Source organism: Brevundimonas sp. (assembly GCF_035998205.1).
In the GTDB taxonomy this organism is placed as follows: Bacteria; Pseudomonadota; Alphaproteobacteria; order Caulobacterales; family Caulobacteraceae; genus Brevundimonas.
Genome location: NZ_DASYHT010000004.1, coordinates 679,871 through 699,242 on the forward strand (window position 1 = coordinate 679,871; position 19,372 = coordinate 699,242).

12 protein-coding genes are annotated in these 19,372 nt (G+C 65.4%); 3 read left to right on the plus strand and 9 right to left on the minus strand.

What is annotated here, in order from left to right; translation table 11 throughout:
• Positions 1-95: 95 nt before the first annotated feature.
• The 6 genes from VGN74_RS06250 to VGN74_RS06275 form a co-directional block, all read right to left on the minus strand.
• A complete protein-coding gene (locus tag VGN74_RS06250; RefSeq protein WP_327446497.1) occupies positions 96-3,599 on the minus strand; it encodes a DUF4062 domain-containing protein in 3,504 nt (1,167 codons plus the stop codon).
• Entirely contained in the window at positions 3,592-4,740 is a 1,149-nt protein-coding gene (locus VGN74_RS06255; protein WP_327446498.1) for a hypothetical protein, read from the minus strand. The genes VGN74_RS06250 and VGN74_RS06255 overlap by 8 nt, the downstream gene beginning before the upstream one ends.
• A 485-nt stretch (positions 4,741-5,225) precedes the next feature.
• Positions 5,226-5,801, minus strand: coding sequence for a recombinase family protein (locus VGN74_RS06260; protein WP_327446499.1), 576 nt, complete (start codon positions 5,799-5,801; stop codon positions 5,226-5,228).
• A 134-nt stretch (positions 5,802-5,935) separates the two neighbouring features.
• Complete coding sequence (locus VGN74_RS06265; RefSeq protein WP_327446500.1) at positions 5,936-6,976, minus strand: TniQ family protein; 1,041 nt, start codon at positions 6,974-6,976, stop codon at positions 5,936-5,938.
• Positions 6,933-7,820: a TniB family NTP-binding protein gene (locus tag VGN74_RS06270; protein ID WP_327446501.1), complete on the minus strand. Its 888-nt coding sequence runs from the start codon at positions 7,818-7,820 to the stop codon at positions 6,933-6,935. The genes VGN74_RS06265 and VGN74_RS06270 overlap by 44 nt, the downstream gene beginning before the upstream one ends.
• Positions 7,817-9,472, minus strand: coding sequence for a Mu transposase C-terminal domain-containing protein (locus VGN74_RS06275; protein WP_327446502.1), 1,656 nt, complete (start codon positions 9,470-9,472; stop codon positions 7,817-7,819). Before VGN74_RS06275 ends, VGN74_RS06270 begins: the two co-directional genes overlap by 4 nt.
• 580 nt (positions 9,473-10,052) lie before the next feature.
• Between VGN74_RS06275 and VGN74_RS06280 the strand changes: the two genes are divergently transcribed.
• Positions 10,053-10,295: a hypothetical protein gene (locus tag VGN74_RS06280; protein ID WP_327446503.1), complete on the plus strand. Its 243-nt coding sequence runs from the start codon at positions 10,053-10,055 to the stop codon at positions 10,293-10,295.
• Positions 10,296-10,592: 297 nt separating this feature from the next.
• Here VGN74_RS06280 and VGN74_RS06285 read toward each other — a convergent pair whose 3' ends face one another.
• From VGN74_RS06285 to VGN74_RS06295, 3 genes are all read right to left on the minus strand, one after another.
• Entirely contained in the window at positions 10,593-10,826 is a 234-nt protein-coding gene (locus tag VGN74_RS06285; protein WP_327446504.1) for a hypothetical protein, read from the minus strand.
• A 44-nt stretch (positions 10,827-10,870) separates the two neighbouring features.
• The gene (locus VGN74_RS06290) at positions 10,871-15,103 is read right to left on the minus strand and encodes an RHS repeat-associated core domain-containing protein (RefSeq protein WP_327446505.1); all 4,233 of its coding nucleotides are present in this window, start codon (positions 15,101-15,103) and stop codon (positions 10,871-10,873) included.
• A 92-nt stretch (positions 15,104-15,195) separates the two neighbouring features.
• Complete coding sequence (locus VGN74_RS06295) at positions 15,196-15,417, minus strand: hypothetical protein (RefSeq protein WP_327446506.1); 222 nt, start codon at positions 15,415-15,417, stop codon at positions 15,196-15,198.
• Between the two features lie 938 nt (positions 15,418-16,355).
• On the opposite strand from VGN74_RS06295, the gene VGN74_RS06300 reads away from it, so the two are divergent.
• Both VGN74_RS06300 and VGN74_RS06305 read left to right on the plus strand, forming a co-directional pair.
• A complete protein-coding gene (locus VGN74_RS06300; RefSeq protein WP_327446507.1) occupies positions 16,356-18,098 on the plus strand; it encodes an ATP-binding protein in 1,743 nt (580 codons plus the stop codon).
• 204 nt (positions 18,099-18,302) lie between these two features.
• Complete coding sequence (locus tag VGN74_RS06305; RefSeq protein WP_327446508.1) at positions 18,303-19,340, plus strand: hypothetical protein; 1,038 nt, start codon at positions 18,303-18,305, stop codon at positions 19,338-19,340.
• Positions 19,341-19,372: the final 32 nt, after the last annotated feature.

Below are 19,372 nucleotides of genomic sequence, written 5' to 3' on the forward strand. Positions count from 1 at the left end.
GCGGAGACACATTATCGTGGGTAAGCTCCACCCGTAAGTCATCCCCGATGAGCGCGAGACTCCCAAGGTTTGAGCGAGATGGAGCAAGCGTTTAGCTAGGAGATCGATGTCCTCACGAGCTCGACCAGCTTGGGGGAGAGCACGCTGTGTTCTACCTCACCACGGAGCAGACTGTAGACGATCTCGAGGACCCCGTAGCCGAGAAGAACCTGAAGCGATCCGCCTCGGCCCTGGCCCACGGTCAAGCCCTCGACGAAGTTCTCTCCGATGAAGACTGCCGTCGGCGCGGGCGGCTCCAATGCCGGATCTGTCTGCCGCGAGACCATGCTCGAACGCTCGCCGATCGCGTCACGCACTGGCTGGGCGATGTCGTTCGGTGCCTCAGCGAGGTCCACCACGTAGATGCAGAGCTCCGGTCGCGGCTTCAGAGTGCCGAAGACCTTCTTCCGTAGCTCGCCCTCGAACCCCTTAAGGAAGAAGGCCAAGGCCATAGCCGCGAATGTGATCGCCGGCTGCTCGTCCATAGCGGTGATCGACAGGACCACCGGTTCCGCCATATCGAGTTCGACAACCCAATGCAGGCCGGCGTCCGGAATCGAGCGGTGGTGCAAACCCGGGACGACGTCGCTGACCGCCTCGGCGATTACGGTCAGGTTGGCGGCGGTCAGCATTTCAGCGCCGACGGCGGCGACCGTCATCGAGGGGTACAGGATTTGCCAAGGTTTCGGCGCGGCTGAGGGCCGGAAGGCGTTCACGATGGCCTCGACTTGGCGGATGAAGAGGTTACGCCGGACCGGAGGGGGAAGTCCCTCGAACATGGCGCGCATATGCGCGCCGTAGAACGGCAGTGCGATGGCCGCAGGGATCGCCGGCATGACGTCCGACAAGGTTTTGAACATCCGCGGCGTCAGGGCACCGTCGCTTTCTGGTTCCGGTGCCAGCCCGAACACCCGACGAATACCGCGGATGTACGCGTCAGGATCGTCATCGATGGTGTTCCAGAGCGCCGTCATAAAGACGCCCTCAAGCCGGCCCCACCGCTGAAGCGTGACGATGATCTCTGCCGCCTCGAACTGAGCTTCGGCTGCCTCCTTTCCTCGTCCCTGAGCGAGCAACGCGTCGCCCAGGGCCTCCAGCGCGCGGGATAGGTGGTCGCGCGCGACCGTGCCCCTGACCAGATCGACTGCGTGGCGCGCGCTCTTTTCGGCCAGCACCGCCGCATCCTCCGGACGTCCCTCGTCGTCGGGCCATTCGTTGTAAATCTGCGCCCTCAGGTAGGAGGCGTGCGCCTCAATGTCAGGCCGTCCACAACTCCGCGCACTCGCGGCCGCGGCCTCATAGTCGCTGATGGCACCTGGGTAGTCGCCCAGATCGGATTTGACGTTCCCCTTGCTCGTCTGGTTCACGGCTATCAGCATGCGGTCGCCCAAGGCTTCGCCGATGGAGATCGCCTCTTCCGCGCGCTCGAGGGCCTCCGCCGTCCGACCGGATCGGCGCAGCTTCCGCACTAGAAGATTGCAGAGCCAGGCACGGTGTCGTTGGCGCGCGCTCGGATCGACGTTCGCGCTGAGCCCGCGAACGATCGCGTCGGCCTCCTCCTCGCGATCGGCCTGCATGAGGATCGCCGCTGCGAGGTTTCGGCTCGCGATTTCCACGCCGTAGGCATCTCCTAGGTCACGGAACGTGTCGCGGGCGTAGCGGGCGTTCGCTTCCGCGGCAGGGTAGTCCTGCGTCCCCATGAAGATGACGCACAACTCCGTCGCCGTCCGCCCGGCGACCGGCAGGTTGCCCTTGGCCTTCGCTGTCTCGTGCAGCGCCTGAATAGCCTCCACCACGCTCGGCGACAGCGTGCGGCGTGCATCAAAACCCAACCGGGTTTCCTGCACGCGCAGCGCCGTATTCTCGTCCATGGTCTCGACTAGCCGCTCGGCGTCCTCCAGCTGCGTCCTGGCCAGGTCCAGATCGCCGATCGCCTCCGCGGTCTGGGACAGGGCGAGCGCCCAATAGAGAGCCTCGGACCGGTCGGCGTGACGGAAGGCGCGTTCCCTCAGTTTGAGCTGGAGCGCCAGCGACGCCTTCTGATCTCCGGACCGACCCGCTTCGTAGGCTGCGGCCTCCAGCAGCTCGCCATCTGGATCTTCGCCGATCGGATCGAGCACCTCGAACGCCCGCACCATAGCGCCTTCGTCCGCCAGCTGGCGACCGAGGCGGGTCGCCGCGTAGCGGTAGCGCTGTTGGCTCTCTTGGACGAGCGCAAGAAGTTCGCGCCGAACCTCGTCGTGGACGACCACGTAGCCCATCGGCGTATCCGCGACCAAGCCGGAGATCCGCGCCATTTCGTCGGCCAGTTCGTCCGGCCGGCATGACGGATCCGCCCGGAGCTCTAGGAGCTGTTCGAGAGTTAGGGGAAAGCCCGCGATAACGACGTAGGACAGCAGCTCCCGCGCGGTCGGCTCCAGCGACGTGAAAGTCTGGGTAGCCGTCGCCGTTTCAAACGCGAGTTGTCTGATGCGAAGCGGCTGGCCGTGAGCGGATTGAAGCGCGCCCGAGCGAGATAGGGCGCGAAACCGGGTCGGTCCAAGCCAATCCTGAATCTGTTGGTCGGACAGGGAACCCATCTCGACGATCGTGGTGGCCTCCGCGAGGCATGGCTCGCGGGACGCCAGCACGAGCCGGGGCCCGGGTTCAGTTAGGTCGGGCGGGATAGCCTCCAGCAGAATCCTCGCGTCCTTGGGATCGTCCACTAGGACCGTCGCCGTCCCGGCAGCTCGCCACCCTTCGGCAAATGCGTCCCGCGCGCCGTCCAGCGTCGCGAACTGCAAGGCCTCGCCAGCGCCGCGGCCGGCCAACAGATTGGCAAGAACGCCGAACAGCTCCTTGGGGCTCAAATAGGTGGCGTTGACGAGGGCGCTGCTGGACAGACGTGCGTACTCGGCCAATGCCACGCTCTTGCCGCTCCCCGCTGGTCCGGTCAGCTGCACAACGCGGGCGGCTGCGAGACCTTGAGAGATCGCCGACATAACATTAGGGCGGGGTACTAGGCCGCCCACCAAATCCACCAGCCCGGATTTCGCGCGCGAGGTTTCCAGGAGGGCGGCGTCCTGCATCGAGGTGTCCAAGAACCGCTGCGTGACGAGGGCTGTGAGATCGTCGCGGATCCGGTCCGCGAGCTCGTCAGCCTCTTCATAGAACGAGACTGTCAGGCCGCCGGCGAGAATGTCCTGCACGAGGGCGGCGAGCTCTGCGGTGCGGGTGCTATCGTCTTTTCGGACGTAGGCGAGAACGGGCTTTCCCCACTGCCGGGCATGTCGATACTCGTCTTCAAGGCCTGAAACGGTCATGCCGCCCGGCTCGTCGATCCAGCCGTAGCTGTCTCGATAGATGGCGACAACGATTTGAGAGCTCCGCAGGCGGGAGAGATATAGATCGCGGGGCGGATGGGCCCGTGCCCCTAGATGCTCGAAAAGGATGGGCTCGTTGTTGGTGGCCTGAACGCCCGCACGGGCCGCCAGGCGTTCAGCCCAGCATTCGGTGATGGTCGAACTGATAAAGACCTTGAGCCGATCCTGGTCAGAAAGGGTCGCGACGAAATCAGGCATCTATCAGCCGCCGCCGCCGCAGTTCACCGAGCGTCGCCGCCACCCCGTCCCGCTTCGGTTGGTGGCCGAAAATGCGGAGGAGATCACGCCCATCGAGATCGATCTGGCGCTCGAGGATTTCGGGCGCGATGGTAAACTGACTAAGGTCTCCGTCGGCGAACTCCACGTGATTGAACGCGCCTTCCACGACCGCGCGCTTCAGCGACTTGCTCTCCAGCGGGGCATAGTGATCCTCGCCACATATCTTGCGGCTCAACACGACGTTGGCGATGGCCTGATCCACCTGCCACCGCTGGACGCCCAAGGGCGCGAGTTGTTCTATCATCCCCGCGGTCACGCCGGTCCGCTCGGCGCGGCGACGCGAAACGGTGAAGAGCGAAGCCAACACCTGCTCTCTCTTCGCCTGGATACGCTTGATGTCCGGACGCCCCGGCGCCTCTCCGCCGCCTGAACGTTTGGCGCGCCCCGGTTTGCCGGCGCGTTTGGAGGTGGCGAGCATGGCGGCCGCCTGCGCTCCCGGCTGGACCGAGTCCTCGTCCGCAAACGTGCATTGAAACTTCAAGAGAGACAGGCTCTGTTCGAGGTGATCGATCTGCGTTTGGTGCGGCCGCCGCTGATCCGGCGGAGATCCACGCCAGACCGCCGCGCTCAGGATGAACGGCGCGAACATCGCCTCGTGATATTGCTCGAAGCGCCGCATGAAAGGGTCGGTTGAATCGAGCGTCTTGATCCAGGTGGGCGCAAAATAGAGAGGATCGAGGAGCAGGTCGGCGGTCTTGGTTCGCGCGGCGAGGCGGCGAGGTTCCGGCGACAGTCCAAGAAGCCATCCGCCATTCTTCATGAAGACTACGGTCATCTCGACCGCATCACCATCGACGCCGTCGCCCCAGGACCTCAACTCGGACATCGCTGCGCGAAGCGGCTCCTCGTGGCGCGCAAGAATAGTCACTACCGGGATAGCGGTGCCCACCTCAGCCGAACGGACAAAACCGTAGGAGCAGCCTCCGACCTCGGCCTCAGCGAAATGGTCGAGATGGCCGAGACCAGCCTCCACGAAGGACGTGAGCGGTTGACCGAAGTCAAAGCCCTTTCCCCCGTTCGCCGACGAAATCTGCGATCCGGATTTTCTGCGCTTTCCCATGTGATGGTCGCACCGAATGCGATATTTGCTTGAAGTGAGGTCTACGGTTGCATGATTCTATAAGTCAGATGTTTGTCACGAAACGCCACCTTGACGGCAGATGCCGATAAGACGAACCCCGATCACCGGCTTCCGCCCGCGTGAGGAACTCAGGCGTCAGCTTCGGCGAAACATGAATGTCGGCTTGACGTTAACCGCGTGTCGTAGCTCGACGAGCGACAGGAGGGGCGCAAGGCGATGCGGAAGGACGTATTCATGGCTGATGAGCTAGAAGTCCTGCAAGGCAACGGTTGGACTTTGATCGACTGTTGCGCCGAATAGGCCATCGTTCTGGGTATCGCTAGCCGTCGCTTGCGGACGGACAAAAAGCGGCTCTTTCTGAAGGTCGCTCAAGAGCTCAATGCAGCCAATGGGGGCCGCATGCTCGAATTTCTACCCGAGGTCGCCAGACCTCCCAATCAAGAGAACGCGACAGGTTCCGCAGGTCACTCCTCGCGCCCCCTCCCCCGCGCTTCCGCCCTCAGCCGGCTGATCATCGCCTCGCTCACGTTGTAGAGCCGCGCCAGCTGGGCCGCGGTCCGGCGGCCGCTTTCGAGGTTCTCCAGGATGTCAGCCTGCTGACCGGGGGTCAGCTTGCGGCGGCGGCCCCCTACCCTGCCCTCGGCGCGGGCCGCGGCGAGGCCGGCGCTAGTGCGCTCGCGGATCATGGCGCGTTCGAACTCGGCGAACGCCCCGACCATCTGCATCATCATGCGGCCGGCAGGCGTCGTCGTGTCGATCGCCTCGGTCAGGGACCGGAAGCCGGCGCCGGCTCCCTCCACCTTCTCCAGGATATGGATCAGGTCTTTCAGGGAGCGTGACAGCCGGTCCAGCTTCCAGACCACGACCACGTCGCCGGGGCGCAGGTGGTCGACCATCCTCAGAAGCTCGGGCCGGTCCCAGCGGCCTCCGCTGGCGGCCTCCTCGAACACGCGCTCGCAGCCCGCCTCTTTGAGCGCGCGGAGCTGGGCCGAGGTCGACTGGTCGTCGCCTTTGGAGACGCGCGCATAGCCGATCAGCATGGTCGACCGCCTTTCGGAAACGGTCGTTTGTGCAAGGCTGCGGCAAGAACCGACGACGCTGGCCGCCCGGGTTGCGAAAACCTCTTGCGCAAGGCCTTCGTATGGCAACCGGATTTTGCAACGGCGATCATAATCTAGGCTCTCCGCGCGAGGGCCGCGACGACAAGGGCCGCGCCCCAGCGCTGCCGAACAGCCGAAGGCCATGCTTCCGAGCGTCGTCCGAATTCGAGCAACGCGGACTCATTCAGGGCGGCGGCGATCTCCATCAGTCTGTCGGCTGTGGCCCCGACCAGCTGACGCTGGTTGCTGGCCCCCCGGCGGTGCGTGAGTGAACGCAGCCAGCCAGGGGGCTCTGCAGCCACGAAGTCAGGGTTGCGTAGGAGCCCGGCGACCTTCCCGAGCACCTTCAGCCGTATCTGTGCCGGCTGGTGGTAGAGCCACATATGCGGAGGACGCACGCTCCCCGATGACGCCCCGCTCCTTTCCAGGCCAACGAGGCTGGCGAGCAGAGGCGCAGCTGCCCCGTTCGGTCCCGATCTCGTCGCCATCGCGTCGACTAGATCAATGACAACCCGGGCATGGTCTGGCCACGTCTCCCTGGTCGTCACCAGCAGCCGCTTGCCGAACTCCAGATCCTCATCGGAGGCCGGCCGATGAGGCGCGTCGCCAGGCGTCGGCCACCAGGGGACTACGCGGCCGCTGGCGAGGACGACCTCCCGCCCCCGCGGCCAAGCTTGGAGGTAGGCCTGATGACGCAGGCAGACGAAGGCGAACGGCTGACACCAGTCGGCTCGCAGGAACGGCTGACCTGTTTCCAGACAGCGCGGGCAGAAGCTCCACCAGTCCTGCGCCGGGACGCGTGGCGCCGCCGGGGGCATCAGACCCAACTCCCGCAGACTGTCGACTACGTGGGAGGTCGCCGGCCACCCTCGGACGGCGCTCTTCACCGCCACATACTGCATGGCGGCGTCGGCATAGCCGAGGTCCAGTTCGCTCGCCGACGAGCCGAAGTGCGTAACCAGCTCTGCTTCGGTCAGATCGTGCGACACTGCTACGCGCGCCATCCAGCCAGAGGGCGCCTCTTCCGCAAACGGGGGTGGCGCTGCCGGGAGTTGTCCTTTTCTTCGCGGCTCACGCATGGGCGTCGTCCACGCTTCGATCTGCGAGGTCTTCAAGTGAAGCCTCCGCCAGGAAGGGGGCCTCCACACTTGCTAGCAGGTGGTCGTCGATCCTCTCGCGCTTCGACTCGATGGCCTCACGGGCGGCGGCTTTCAGCAAGGCGAACACCGCACCGGGGCGCCCCCGTGTCCGGCCGAACAGGGTCGCCATGAACGCTGGCGTTACGGGACTCGGCTGACGAAGGGGGTAGCGCCGCAAGGCCGCTACGACCGTCCCAACAGCTCCCCGGTTTGGCGTCCAGGGATCGACCTTGATGACGCTGAAGCGCGCTGCCAGCTCAACCTCCTTCGAGAGCGACCGCTTCAGGTGCCTGCCCCCCGTCAGCAGGAGGTGGCAGCGAGTTTTCTCGCAGAAGGTCTGCAGGTAAAGCGCAAGGCGCGTTTGCTGTCTGCTTTCCAGCCGATCAACCTTCCGGACCATGATGAGGCGCGTGTTGCAGTCCCGCAGGGCTCCAACCGCCTTGAATTCGCTCCTCATGGCGCCCGGCGCCGGACTGCCGACGGCGTCCAGCGCGGCGCACAGGGCGTGGCTTACGCGAACGGGTTCGAACTTCGCTGGCGCGTCGATCAGGACCGCCGCGCGGACCAGGCCCGACCTTGCCATCCCCCGGCGCTCGATCTCCCGGAGCAGTGACGACACCCCGCAGCGCGGGGGGGAGATGATCGCCTGCTGGACCAACTCCTGCGAGCTATCACCCAGCAAGAACTTGTCAGCCTGATCCAGAATGCCGCTGAGCCCCGGCCAGGCGACAAAGCCCGACTTCGCGAGGAATGCGATACGAGTAGCGGCTCCTTCTACGGCGATCTCCCGCACATCGGCATCGAGATGAAGAAGGTTCATGGACGCGACTCCATGATCCGTTGCCAGACCTCAACGCTGTGGTGATCCCCGACAACGACGTGGCCGTGCCCCCGGACTCGTTCAACTCGACGCGCCTCCCTCGGACCCCGCGGCCGGCTTGTCTGGTCTTGCTGGCGCTGTCTCAGGATCTCATCGAGGGCGGCCGAGCCCCGAGGTGAGCCGAGCCGGAGTCGCCTGCGTCGCTGAAGCTCAGCCTGGACTTCGCAGAGGGTGACGCGCGGTGCGCCAGCATGCCTGAGAGGTACAGGCGCCCATGCTCCTGATCGTGCCTGGACAAACACGGCGGAAAGGTCGCCAGGATCAAACCGGAACTCGACGCTCTCCGCGCCATACCGTCGAAGCTCGGCCAGGTCTGCGCTGGCGTACTCCAGGGTCTTGAACTGGATGCCCTGCCTCTGGAGTCGAGCGGTCTTGCTCGGAAGAAAGCTGATGTAGAATTGCCCCGGATCCCTTGGAGCGCGAGGAACCAGGTTCTGCTCGCGACACATGGTGCGCCAGGCGTCGAGGGGTGAGCACCCCAGCATGCTGTGGGGGCGGCCGTGGTACTCCAGAACCTCGTTTGCAAACCATCGTTCAAGCTCGGCAATCGTCAGGGGCGCCTTGCCCGCGCTGTCATACTGCTCGCGCGCCTTCGGGTTTGAATAGGTCGTCCCGGGCAGGAAGTGTGTCCTGCCCATCATCGTCCCGATCAGCCGCTCGATATGTCCCCCCTGATGCGGTGCGCCGAGGTCCCGAAGCTGGAGGTCGATGCCGTAGTTTGCGCAGCCGCGTCGGTACGCAACGGCTTCCGAGAACTCTTTCGCATTGTCGCTGTGCAGGGCGTCGGGCAGGCCATGGATCGGCCAGTCGCCCTCCAGCCCGAGGTTGCTCAGTAAGAGCTCCTTGGGAGAGACCGCGTTCAGCAGCGCGCTGGCGACGCTATGCGATGACGGCGCGTCAAGGGACAGATGGTAGCCGGCGACCATCCTCGTCGCGACGTCGATAATCAGGGTTAGCCACGGACGCCCGATGTTGATGCGGTCGCGGGCGCTGACCAGCATTATATCCATGAGCGTGTGGTCGATCTGCCAGACGGCCATCGGCGTCCTGACATCGAAGGCGCCGGATCGGATACTAAGGCTTTCGGCCGCCACGAGTTGCCCGCGCGCGCGGGCGACCTTGCGCTGATCCAACAGGTTTAGCCGCGCCTGGACGGCCTTTCTGCTCGGCGGAGCGAGCCCTCTCGCTTCGCAGTCCGCCCCTATTCGCCGAACGGTTTCGGCCAGCGTCAGGCGCGGTTGCTTCGTGAAGTAGCGTCGCAGGCCGTCATCGATCAGGGCGCGCACCTCCGGGGATAGCCGGGGCGCCCTGGGCCGGCCGGAAGGCGAGCCAATGAGATCATCAATCTGCCCGTCATAGGCCTTTAGCCAGCGGTACACCGATGCAGGCGACGCTCCGAGCATTGCCGCTGCCTGCAGGGTTGCGCGGCTCCGCTGACGGGAGTGTGGGCGGAGCTTCGCAACAGCGCCAAGGACCCGTGCGCGCTGCTCCAGCGTCGACCAACGTTCCTCCGACAGGGGCACGTAGGCCAGCGCGGCGCCGACATAGCTCTCCGGGGACAACGCCCCCGGGGTGTCGATGAACATCGACATGGAAATGCCTCCTTGAGGCAGGCTTCCGGCCGCAGAAAATCGGGCGGCCGCGCTGGCGCGCCGCTTGACAAGCCGTCTGCTGGCAGGGAGTATAGATTTAGATGGATGTGTGATTTGACAGATGGCCTCGCCGCGCCAACGGCGGGGCCTCTTTGCGTTTGGACTCATCCGGACGGCATGCTGACCTCCAGCAAAAAACAGCCGTGATGATTCCGCGCTCAGGGCGTTTGATCAACTGGAAAGCGGCAGAGAATGATTCATCCCGGCTGAACGGATGGCTCAATAGTCTATCGACTATAGGCTTGCGGGATCTTCTATACTGACTTTAAGCGCCGATTTTGACCCCAGTCGGCCGTGCTGCTTCGGCTCGGCTACACCACTTGATTAACCTCTGGACGCGCGAAATCGTCGACAGACCCCGGAGACCTCTTCCGCGGACGGACTGCTCGGTGTGTCTCGCCAACCAGCAACGCCCTCCGCAGCCGCAGGAGCATGGTTCCGCGTCGATTTCGGAGGGCAGCGTTTCATGCGGCCATGCGAGCGGGCGGCGGCATGGCTGCCTTTCACAAGCGGCCGTCAGATGAGCTCATCGCTCCAGGATCCAGCCTACCGGGACCTCGTCCGCCACCTGGTCGCGCTCCGGCGGGGCGCAGGCGTCACCCGGAGCGCGCTGGCGGATCGGCTCGCCAAGCCCCAGTCGTGGGTGTCGAAATCGGAGCGGTTCGAGCGCCGGATTGACGTGCTGGAGTTCGCTCAGGTGGTCGAGGCGCTGGGGCGGCACCCGGTCGCCGAGCTCGCCGCCGTTATGCGCAGGCGCGGTTGAGCGGGTGGGGGCTTGAGCGCAGGGGTGGTTGCGCACATCCCGGAGCCGCACTCATGAGCACGGCGCAGGCGGAGGTTGATCACGGCCGTCCTGACCGGTTCGCCAGACCACCGACGAGCTAAAGCGGCGGCTTTTGCACTTGCAGCAGGGCCCCCGCACTTACGGCAATCGAGCGCAACCTTTAGCAAAGGCGCGAAATTGTCCCCATCAAGCGTCAGTATTTCGATGCGTCACCAGCTTTCGATTTGCGGAAGAAGCAGTCCATTTGCTCCATTAGGTCCGGCCCTCATCGAAATTTCAATCTCGGCTTCCGTGTTTCGAACTCCGATAACTCATCTCAACAACAACAGCAAAAATGGAGAGCGCGACCGCAACCAACATGGCGCCAACTTTGGCTTCTGAAGAGCCCAAGCCTGATGAAATGCGGAAAAATATCAACCCCAGAAAAAGCAGCGTCGCAAAAATGCATACGGCGACGACTTTGATTGGGCCAACATATCCGAACTCAAAATAACCAAGGCGGCGAGCCATAATCCAAATCGAACAGGCCGAAACACAGATTGAAAATGCATATATCATTGGCAGTTCACGATGTTTGATAGGCCTGCGCGCGAAGTTAGGTTTGCCATTCCGGCTTCGGCCAAACTGGAAATCTGTCCCACCATAACATCTTCGATGCCATCGGGAATAAAGTTTCTCCCTACAGGGCCGATCATACCCGTAACCGTTAGCCCTATAGCGGGGGACATATCCCCGCCAGCGAACGAGAATGTCGCTCCAGCAACCGATGCGCCCAAGGCGCCGATCGAATAAATAGAGGTCGCGATAAGTAGCTCCGGAGTGGCAACTGGCGCAACCGCTATAGACGCTATGCTAAGAGTGCCTAACGACAATGCGCCAACCTCAAGCGTATCGGCCGTACGTGAAAGTCGTTGGCCGATGTCTTGGAGGTCGCATGAGCTTGGAGTATTTATTGTGTAGGGGCCAACGTTAATGATTTCGCCTGGCAGCCCTCTGCTACCACCCGTTTCTCCGGTTTGGGGGCTAGTGGGCCGGTATCCCCAACCTAAAGATGGCGCGCCGGAGCTCCCGCCAGTGTCAACCCACACACACTCAGTAGTCATCTCTCCCGAGTCGATGATTTTCCCATCAGCAGAGGAACGAAGACCACCTCCACTGAGCGCAGAGCATTTGAGCTTTTTGGCCATCCCCGTCGGATCGACGAAGTTCACCGGATCTCCGCCGACGTAGGCGTAGAGGTTCATCCCGTCGCCGTAGCCGATGGGGTCGGGCTGCAGGAACCGGCCCAGCACCGCGTGATAGGCCCGGGCCTTGTAGTGATAGACCTGCGCGTCCGGCAGCCACAGCTGGCCGGTGTACTGGAAGCGGCCGGTGTTGGTGCCCTGGGGCACCCCGTACTCGTCATAGGCCAGCCGGTTCTGGATTGATCCGGTCGGGCTGGTCAGGGCGATGGTCGAGTTCTGCGGGTCCAGCAGGGTGTAGGTTGGCTGCCCCGTGACCGGGTGCACGGCGACCGTCTCGTCCGGCCAGGGGCCGCGGATCACGCGGTTAACCATCGTCGTGGTGCCGTTCTGGACCACGCCCGCGATCTCCGAGCCGTCGTAGAGGTAGGAGCCCGCGCCCGTGCCAGTGATCGAGAACAGGCGGCTCAGCGGATCATAGGTCAGGGTGTTGGTCGCCCCACCGCTGACCCCGCCGGAGGTCAGGCGATTGGCCTGGTCGTAGGTGTAGGTGCGGGTCAGATCGCCCAGCAGATTGCCCTTGGCGTCATAGGGCAGCGGGACAGTGTTGACCGCCGTCTGGTTCAGGCCGTTGGGCTGATACGTCGTCGTGCCGTTGGCCCCCTGCGTCCAGGCGTAGAGGTCATTGTCACGGGTCTGGCTGACGATCTGGCCGGCCGGATTGTAGCTAAAGCTCCAGCTGACATCGTTGGTCGTGCCCGACAGGTCGTGGCTGAGCGAGGTCAGGCGCGAAACGCCGTCGTAGCCGTAGCTGGTCGAGGGACCGGAGCCCCGCGTCACGGACGTGCGGCGGCCGAGGTTGTCGTAGCCGTAGCTGGCCACGACCGCCGAGCCGGTCGACGTCAGGGACGTCATCGCGTCGGTCAGGTCGTAAGTGTAATCGACCAGGTACCCGTCGGGCCACGTGAGGCGCGTGCGTCGGTCGGCGATGTCGTAATCCATCGCCATGGCCCCCAGCGGCGTCGTTTCGGTCAGCTGGCGGCCCAGCGCGTCCCAGGTCATCGACACGGTGCGCACGCCCGGCTGGACCGCTGTCAGCGGGCGGCTGAGGAGGTCGTAGGTGTAGCTGATGTCCCCGACATTGGTCGGATTGTCGGCGAAGGTCAGCCGGTTCAGCTGGTCATAGGTGTAGGCGAAGGTCTGATTGTTGCGAGTGATGTAAGTCGAGATGTTGCCCGCCGGATCGTAAGTCCAGCGCTGACGGTCCGTCGTCGAAGACCCGCCGCCATTGGGCAGCGGGTAGCGCAAGGTCACCAGCCGGTCGAAGCCGTCGTACTCCAGCGTGGAGACGTTGCCGTTGCCGTCGGTCAAGGTCTGGGTCTGGCCGTTGAGCGTGTAGGTCAGGCTCTCGGTGATGGCCTCAACCGTCCCCAGACCGGTCGTCACAGAGATTGGGCGCGAGGCATCATCATAGGTGGTCTGGCTGATCCGGTCCGGCCCGAAGCTGCCCGCGGTGGCGGCGGTGCAGGCCGAGGCAGGCGGGCTGGAGAGGGTCGCCGGGTTCATCCGCAGCGCCGTGCAGTCGGGACGACCGGCGGCGTCATAGGAGGTCTGGACCAGGCTCTCGGTGGCCCCGGCCGCCGTCTGGGCGCGGACCGCGATGGGACGGCCGTAGCTATCGTAAGTGGTCTGCTGGCGCTGCAGCACCGTGAAGGCCGCCCAGTTCGGGTCGGTGTAGCCCGTTGTCGTCCCGGCCTCGATCAGGGTCACCTGGCCGCGCGGGCTGTAGGTGTAGCGGGTCGCCCGGTTCAGCAGCGCTCCGCCACCGTCCGGATCCGGGCCCACCACGCCGATCAGCTGGCGCGCGTCATCATAGCGGTACTGGGTCGTGTCGCCCGCACCCGGCAGCGGGCCATCGACCGTGGCGAGGTCGCCATTGGGCGTCCAGGTGAAGGTGCTGACCTGATTGAGCGATAGGTCGCCCGAAGCGTTGGTCAGGCTCAAGGGTTGGAGGTTATTGGGCGTGCCATTGGCCGGATAGGCCGTGACCGACAGGCTCTCGTCGGCCGTTCCCGTGCAGCTCATGCTGCTGGCGCAGGCCGAGACAGCCACGGGCACCGTCACCGCTGTCCCGGCCGCAAAGCTGGTCGGGGAGTTGCGGAACCAGGCGGTGCGCGAGGCATAGCTGTAGCGCGTCTGGGGACGGTCACCTGAGCCCGAAGGCGCTGGCGCCGTCACCGATGTCAGGCCGCCGTGGGTCGGGTCCCAGGTGTAGTTGGTGGTGAAGCCCCGCGCGTCCGTCGTGCTGGTCGGCCGATTGCAGGTGACGACGTTGGTGCAGGCGCCCGGATAGGCGGCGGAGGTGACGATGTTGGCCAGACCACTGCCGGGCTTCGCGACCTGGGTCGTGGTCGTGACATTGCCGCGGGTGTCGTATGCGAGCTGGACATAGTCCCCTTCGGGCGCGGTGACCCGGGTGACGCGGCCCTGGGCGTACTGCCATGCCGTGGTCTGGCCTTCGGCATTGGTCGCCGAGGTCGCGCGTCCGATATTGAGGTCCGAGGAGACGGTCAGGGACTGGCTGTCCGGCCCGGTTGCGCTTGTGGTCCGGATGTTTCCGGCGTCGACATAGCTATAGTTCCAGGTCCCGATGCCGGATGTAACCTGCGAGACCTTCCCGGCCGTGTAGCTCACGGCGACATCGTCGCTGGTTGAGCCCGGAAGGCGGACCCCTGTCAGGCCGCCTGAGCCATAGGTGTAGCTCGTCGTTCGGCCGGACTGATCGGTCACCGAGTCGATTGAGCTGCCATAGGCTCCAGAGGTCACGTAGGTGACCTGGGGCCAGTTTCGGCTGCCGGTGCAGGCCCCGTCGTAGGGCGAGCAGTAGTCCACCGCCAGATTGATGCCGATGGCCCCGGTGCGCCGAAGCCACTCGTTCGTGACCTCGCCAAAGTCTTCGGGCACGGCGTCGCTGGCGTATCGGAAGTTGACCTGGAAGCCGCGGTTGCTGGTGACCCCCTCAAGACGGGTCGCGTTGGCGTAGTCGGTGCATTCGCCGTCGAGGTCGCGCAGCCTGCAATAGGTCACGCCTTCCCAAGCGTAGTCCAGGCGGTCGCCGTTCGGGCGCTGCAGGCTGACGAGCGCCGCGTTGTTGGCGGCATAGGCTACCGTCGAGCCGCTGTAGGCAGTGGAATAGACGGCGACTGTCCCGTCCGAGGCCGTGAAGGTCAGCGCCGAGCCCGTCTGGGCCAGGGTCGAGCCGTTGTTGGCGACCGAGGTGAAGGGGCCCGTCGAGCCCGCCCGCGTGAAGACCTCGCTGACGCCTTCGAAGCTGACGGTGTAGGTGTTGCCGCTGACGGCGATGGTGCCCGCCAGGGTGTCGCGCCAACCGCCATTGGTCCAGACGCGGCCGTGGACGATGCCTCCCTCGCCCGGCGGCCCTATGGCCACATCCACGGTGGAGTGGTTGAAGGTGCCGCGCACCAGATCCACGCCCTGGGCGTCGACGGTGTAGTACTCCGGCGGCGTCGGCTGCTGCTGCGCCAGCGCCGGGGTGGCCATCAGCGCCGTGGACGCCAGCAACAGGCCCTTCAGTGCGGTCTTCATGTGTCGTCTCCGGGCGCGCGCCATCGCCTCGCCGCAGAGGGGCGGCGATGGTCGTCAGATGGATCAGTGGGAGCGAAGGTGACGGCGCGCGGTCAGGCGCCGGTCGTCTGCTTTCGCGTTCGGTTGTCGGCCTTGTCCTGCTGGTACTCGACCGTCTCACCGTTGTTCACGGTGCCGGATCGCACCACGCGCACCAGCCGCCCTTGGGCGTCATAGGTGTAGGTGATGGTCTCGGTGGCCTGGACCGGCGAGCTCAGGGACAGGCAGGCGATCAGCCCGGCGGTCCCGATGGCGAGCATGAGCGTAGATCGCATGACATTCCCCTCCAACGCGAGAAGGCTCGCCTGAAAAGCGACCGGAGTCAACCGCACAGGTTGCGCTACCTTCGCGCGGGGGTGGCGCGGGGTTGGGGCGGGCGTGTTCTGGAGCACAATCAGTGGTTTGGCGCCAAATGGCCAACAATGCGCCAGACGCGAGACTGCCCCCCCTTGCCAGCGAGCCACGAAAAGAGGGGCGCCTCGGTGCGGCGTGGCGTTCGTCCATCCACCAGCGCGTTCTCGGGCACCCGGCTTGGGGGGTAATGACGCGAATCCGGCATTCTCACCCTCAAGGACAAGCCAAATGAGAAAGCCGACCTTAGGGGAAATTCAGAATCCGGAACGGCCGAAAATTCATAGGCCTAGATTCTCAGGACCAAGGGAAAACGACAGCGCCTGTCGGTTTTCCTCAACTTTGAGACTCCCGTGAGAATGACGTTCTCACATGGGAAATCGTACGGTCTGCGCCCATCTCCTGCGCACGCTTCGACGCGTGCGACAAGGCCTGCATCCGCCGGCCGGCCCCGACGGCGGCGATGGCCTCCCGCGAACGGGCCAGCGCGTCTGCGTCCGGCGGCGACGCATGGGCGCCTGGCGCGAGCGCCAGCGGGACTGCCAGGCTTATTGCCTTTGTCCCCACCCTCCCGATCCCCTGCCACGGGAGGCCGACCAGCGGCCTCCCCCGTTTTCCCCAAGCCCCGGTTCCAGCGCTCAAGGCCGGACAGGAGCCCGGTAAGCCGGGATTAATCCGACCGGCATAAGCTGTGACAACCTGTCCCTGCGATCGTCGGTGCGCGCCCTGCGCTCTGGCGGGCCGCAGCTGGCGCCGTTGACGTGCTCTGCGTAACCCGGGTCGCGTATCGTAAGACCGCCTTCCCTGCTGACCGCATGCGGCCCGCGTTCCGGGGCCTCAGCCCTTTGCGAAGTCGCGACGCATGAATTTCCGGACGTCCGTTCGTTGGCTTCTGCGGCTCCTGCGCCGCTCCAACCCGGGCACCGTGCCTTCGGCGGTTCTCAGCGCGGCCCTGACCCCCATCCTGCGCGGCTATCTGGTCGGCGCCGGCGCCTATTACGCCGTCATCACGGTGGCCCACCCCTTCTACGAGACCGGCTGGGCGCTCGTGCTGTTGCCGGCGCTCGCGGCCCTGTCGTCAGTATTCGCCTTCACGGCGTGGCGGTGGCTGGGGCAACCGGTGTCGCTGAAGGGTCTGGAGGCGGTCGCCCTGGTGATGAACGGCCTGTTCCTGGCCAATGTCGTCACCTACCAGCTGATCCATCTCGAAACGGACAAGCTGATCTATTTCGTCCTGATGGGGCTGGTGTTCGCCACCACGGCGCCGACCTTTCGCACAGCCTTCGTCAGCGTCTTCGCGGCCATGGCCTTCCTCGTCTGGATCGTCCATCGTGCACCGGAAGTCAGCCTCGACCAGTACGCCTTCATCGGACTGGCCAGCACCTTCGCGGCGCTGGGGATTTCCAACGTCATGCGCGGCGCGGTGATGCGCGAGCTCAAGGCCCGGGTCAGAAGCGAGGGGCTGACGACGGCGGCCGAGGCGGCGAACCGCGCCAAGACCGAGTTTCTGGCCAATATGAGCCACGAGATCAGGACCCCGCTGAACGGGCTCTACGGCATGATCCAGGTGCTGGAGCGCGACAGCAGCCTGACCCGGGCGCAGCGCGATCGCATCTCGGTTCTCGGCAGTTCCAGCCGGGCCCTGCTGGGCCTGATCGACAGCGTGCTCGATCTGTCCAAGATCGAGGCCGGTCGCGTCGAGCTCCAGCCGGCCCCCTTTTCGGTCAACGCCCTGCTGGACGGCCTTGCTCAGCTCTATGGCCCGACCGCACGCGACAAGGGCCTTGAATTCACCTTCACGCGGGACCGGCAGCTCGACGACTGGCGCCGGGGCGACGAGGGTCGCCTGCGTCAGGTGCTCGGCAATCTGATCTCGAATGCGCTGAAGTTCACCGACGAGGGCCGGGTCGCCGTCCACGCCTGGGCGGCGGGCGACCAGCTGTGGTTCAGCGTCTGTGACACCGGGCCGGGCGTGCCCGACGACCTGCGCCAGACCGTTTTCGAGCGCTTCTCGCAGGTCGACGGCTCGGCGACGCGGCGCGCCGGGGGCGTCGGCCTCGGGCTGACCATCTGCCGCGAACTGGTGGAGATGATGGGCGGCGAGATCACCTGCGTCCGCGCGAAGACCGGGGCGCGGTTCGAGTTCTGCATAAACGCCCCGGCCTGCGCCGCTTCAGTCGAGCCGACCGTCGAAGACCTGGCCCCCCTCCCCGCTGACAGCCTGACCGCGCTGATCGTCGACGATAACGCCACTAACCGGATGGTGCTGGGGACCCTGCTCGGCAGTTTCGGCATCGCCCACGCCAGCGCGAGCGACGGCGCCGAGGCGATCGAGGTCTGGCAGGCGGGGCGGTTCGACGTGATCCTGATGGATGTGCACATGCCGGTTCTCAGCGGCCCGGACGCGACCCGCGCGATCCGCGAGCGCGAGCAGGCGCAGGGCCGCCCCCGCACCCCCATCCTCGCGGTGACGGCGAGCGTGCTGTCGCACGAGGTCGCCCGCTACGAGGCGCTGGGCATGGACGGGATCGTGCCCAAGCCGATCGAGGTCGGGACCCTGCTGGCGGCGCTCGAGACGGTTCTGGCGGCGAAGGCGGCGGCGTAGGTGAGAGACGTCGTGCCGCATAGCGCTGCGCGTCACCGTAGTTCGCACACGGGTATCTGGCGAGTTGTCGGATGAAAGGGCCGGCTGCGGAGCCGGCGTGGTTTCCTTGCATGGCGGACTGCAGCCCCGCATTGTCAGTTTCCCGTAAAAGCGGCACGATGCCGCCGTAGGCGCGAGCTTGCTGCAACCGTGCGGGTGCCCCCCATGCTGCTGATCTCCATTTCTGCGGCCGTCCTTGCGCTGGACACCCCGGGGTGCGCCGCAGCCGTGGCCGCTGCGCCGGCGTGGCCGCGATGCGCGCAGGCCGGCTTGGGCGTCGCGCTCTCCTCGGAGCAAGCCGAGGCTGATGCGTTGATGGCCTACGCAACGGCGGCTGAGCCCCGCTTTCTTGCGCACTTTCCCACTACGCTACGTCCCTACGCCGTCCTCTATGCGCAGGCGGATGCGCCGGTGGCTGAACTCCGGGCGGCGGGCTTCGCCACCGTACTGCCGTGGGCATCGCCGCAGACCATCGCGCGCGCGATGAGGGAAGCGCTAATTCAGAACGCCAGGAGCGAGCATGGGGCGGCGCTCTCGGCCGAGGCAGAGGCGGCCCTTGAGGCCCGCGTCGCCGGCGCCGTTGAGGCGCTTACGGAACGTCAGGGAGGGGTGATCTCCCATGAGCTGGCACACCTCTGGTACATCGACGCCTATTGGCGGGGCAGCCGACTGCAATGGGACGGATACGGCAGTCCGGCCCCCGACTGGGTCGACGAAGCGGCGGCCATCCTCAGCGAACCGGCTCCAATGGCGGCCGAACTTCGTGAGCGGTTCTTTGCCAGCTGGGCAGCCGCAAGTCCGGAGGATCGGGTAGCGGCTGGCGGCATCGCTCATCTGCCGGGTCTCCTGTCAGCGAGGCGGAGTGGTCATCGCGCGGCCCCCGACGCCAGCGCAGCCGGCGGAAACGCGGAGCAGGCGGGCGTGACGGTGCGCCTTGCGCCCGGCAATCCAGTCTCGCAGCCCAGCCAGATACGTCTCCTCGCGGACTATCTCATGGAAGCCACGGGGGACCCTTACGTTTTCGCCCGCATCACCGAAGGACTCGTCGGCGGAGCCACCTTCGAGCAGTGGCTCGCCGATCAGTCCGCCTATCCGCAGCTCCCCCGGAACGTGGACGAACTTCAGCGCCGTTGGATGGACTGGATTGAAGGTCAGCCCCGGCTCTCCTCTTCCCCCGCCCGCGACCTGTCGCGCGGCGCTTGAACGGGGCCGAAAGGCGACCGCATATGGCGGTC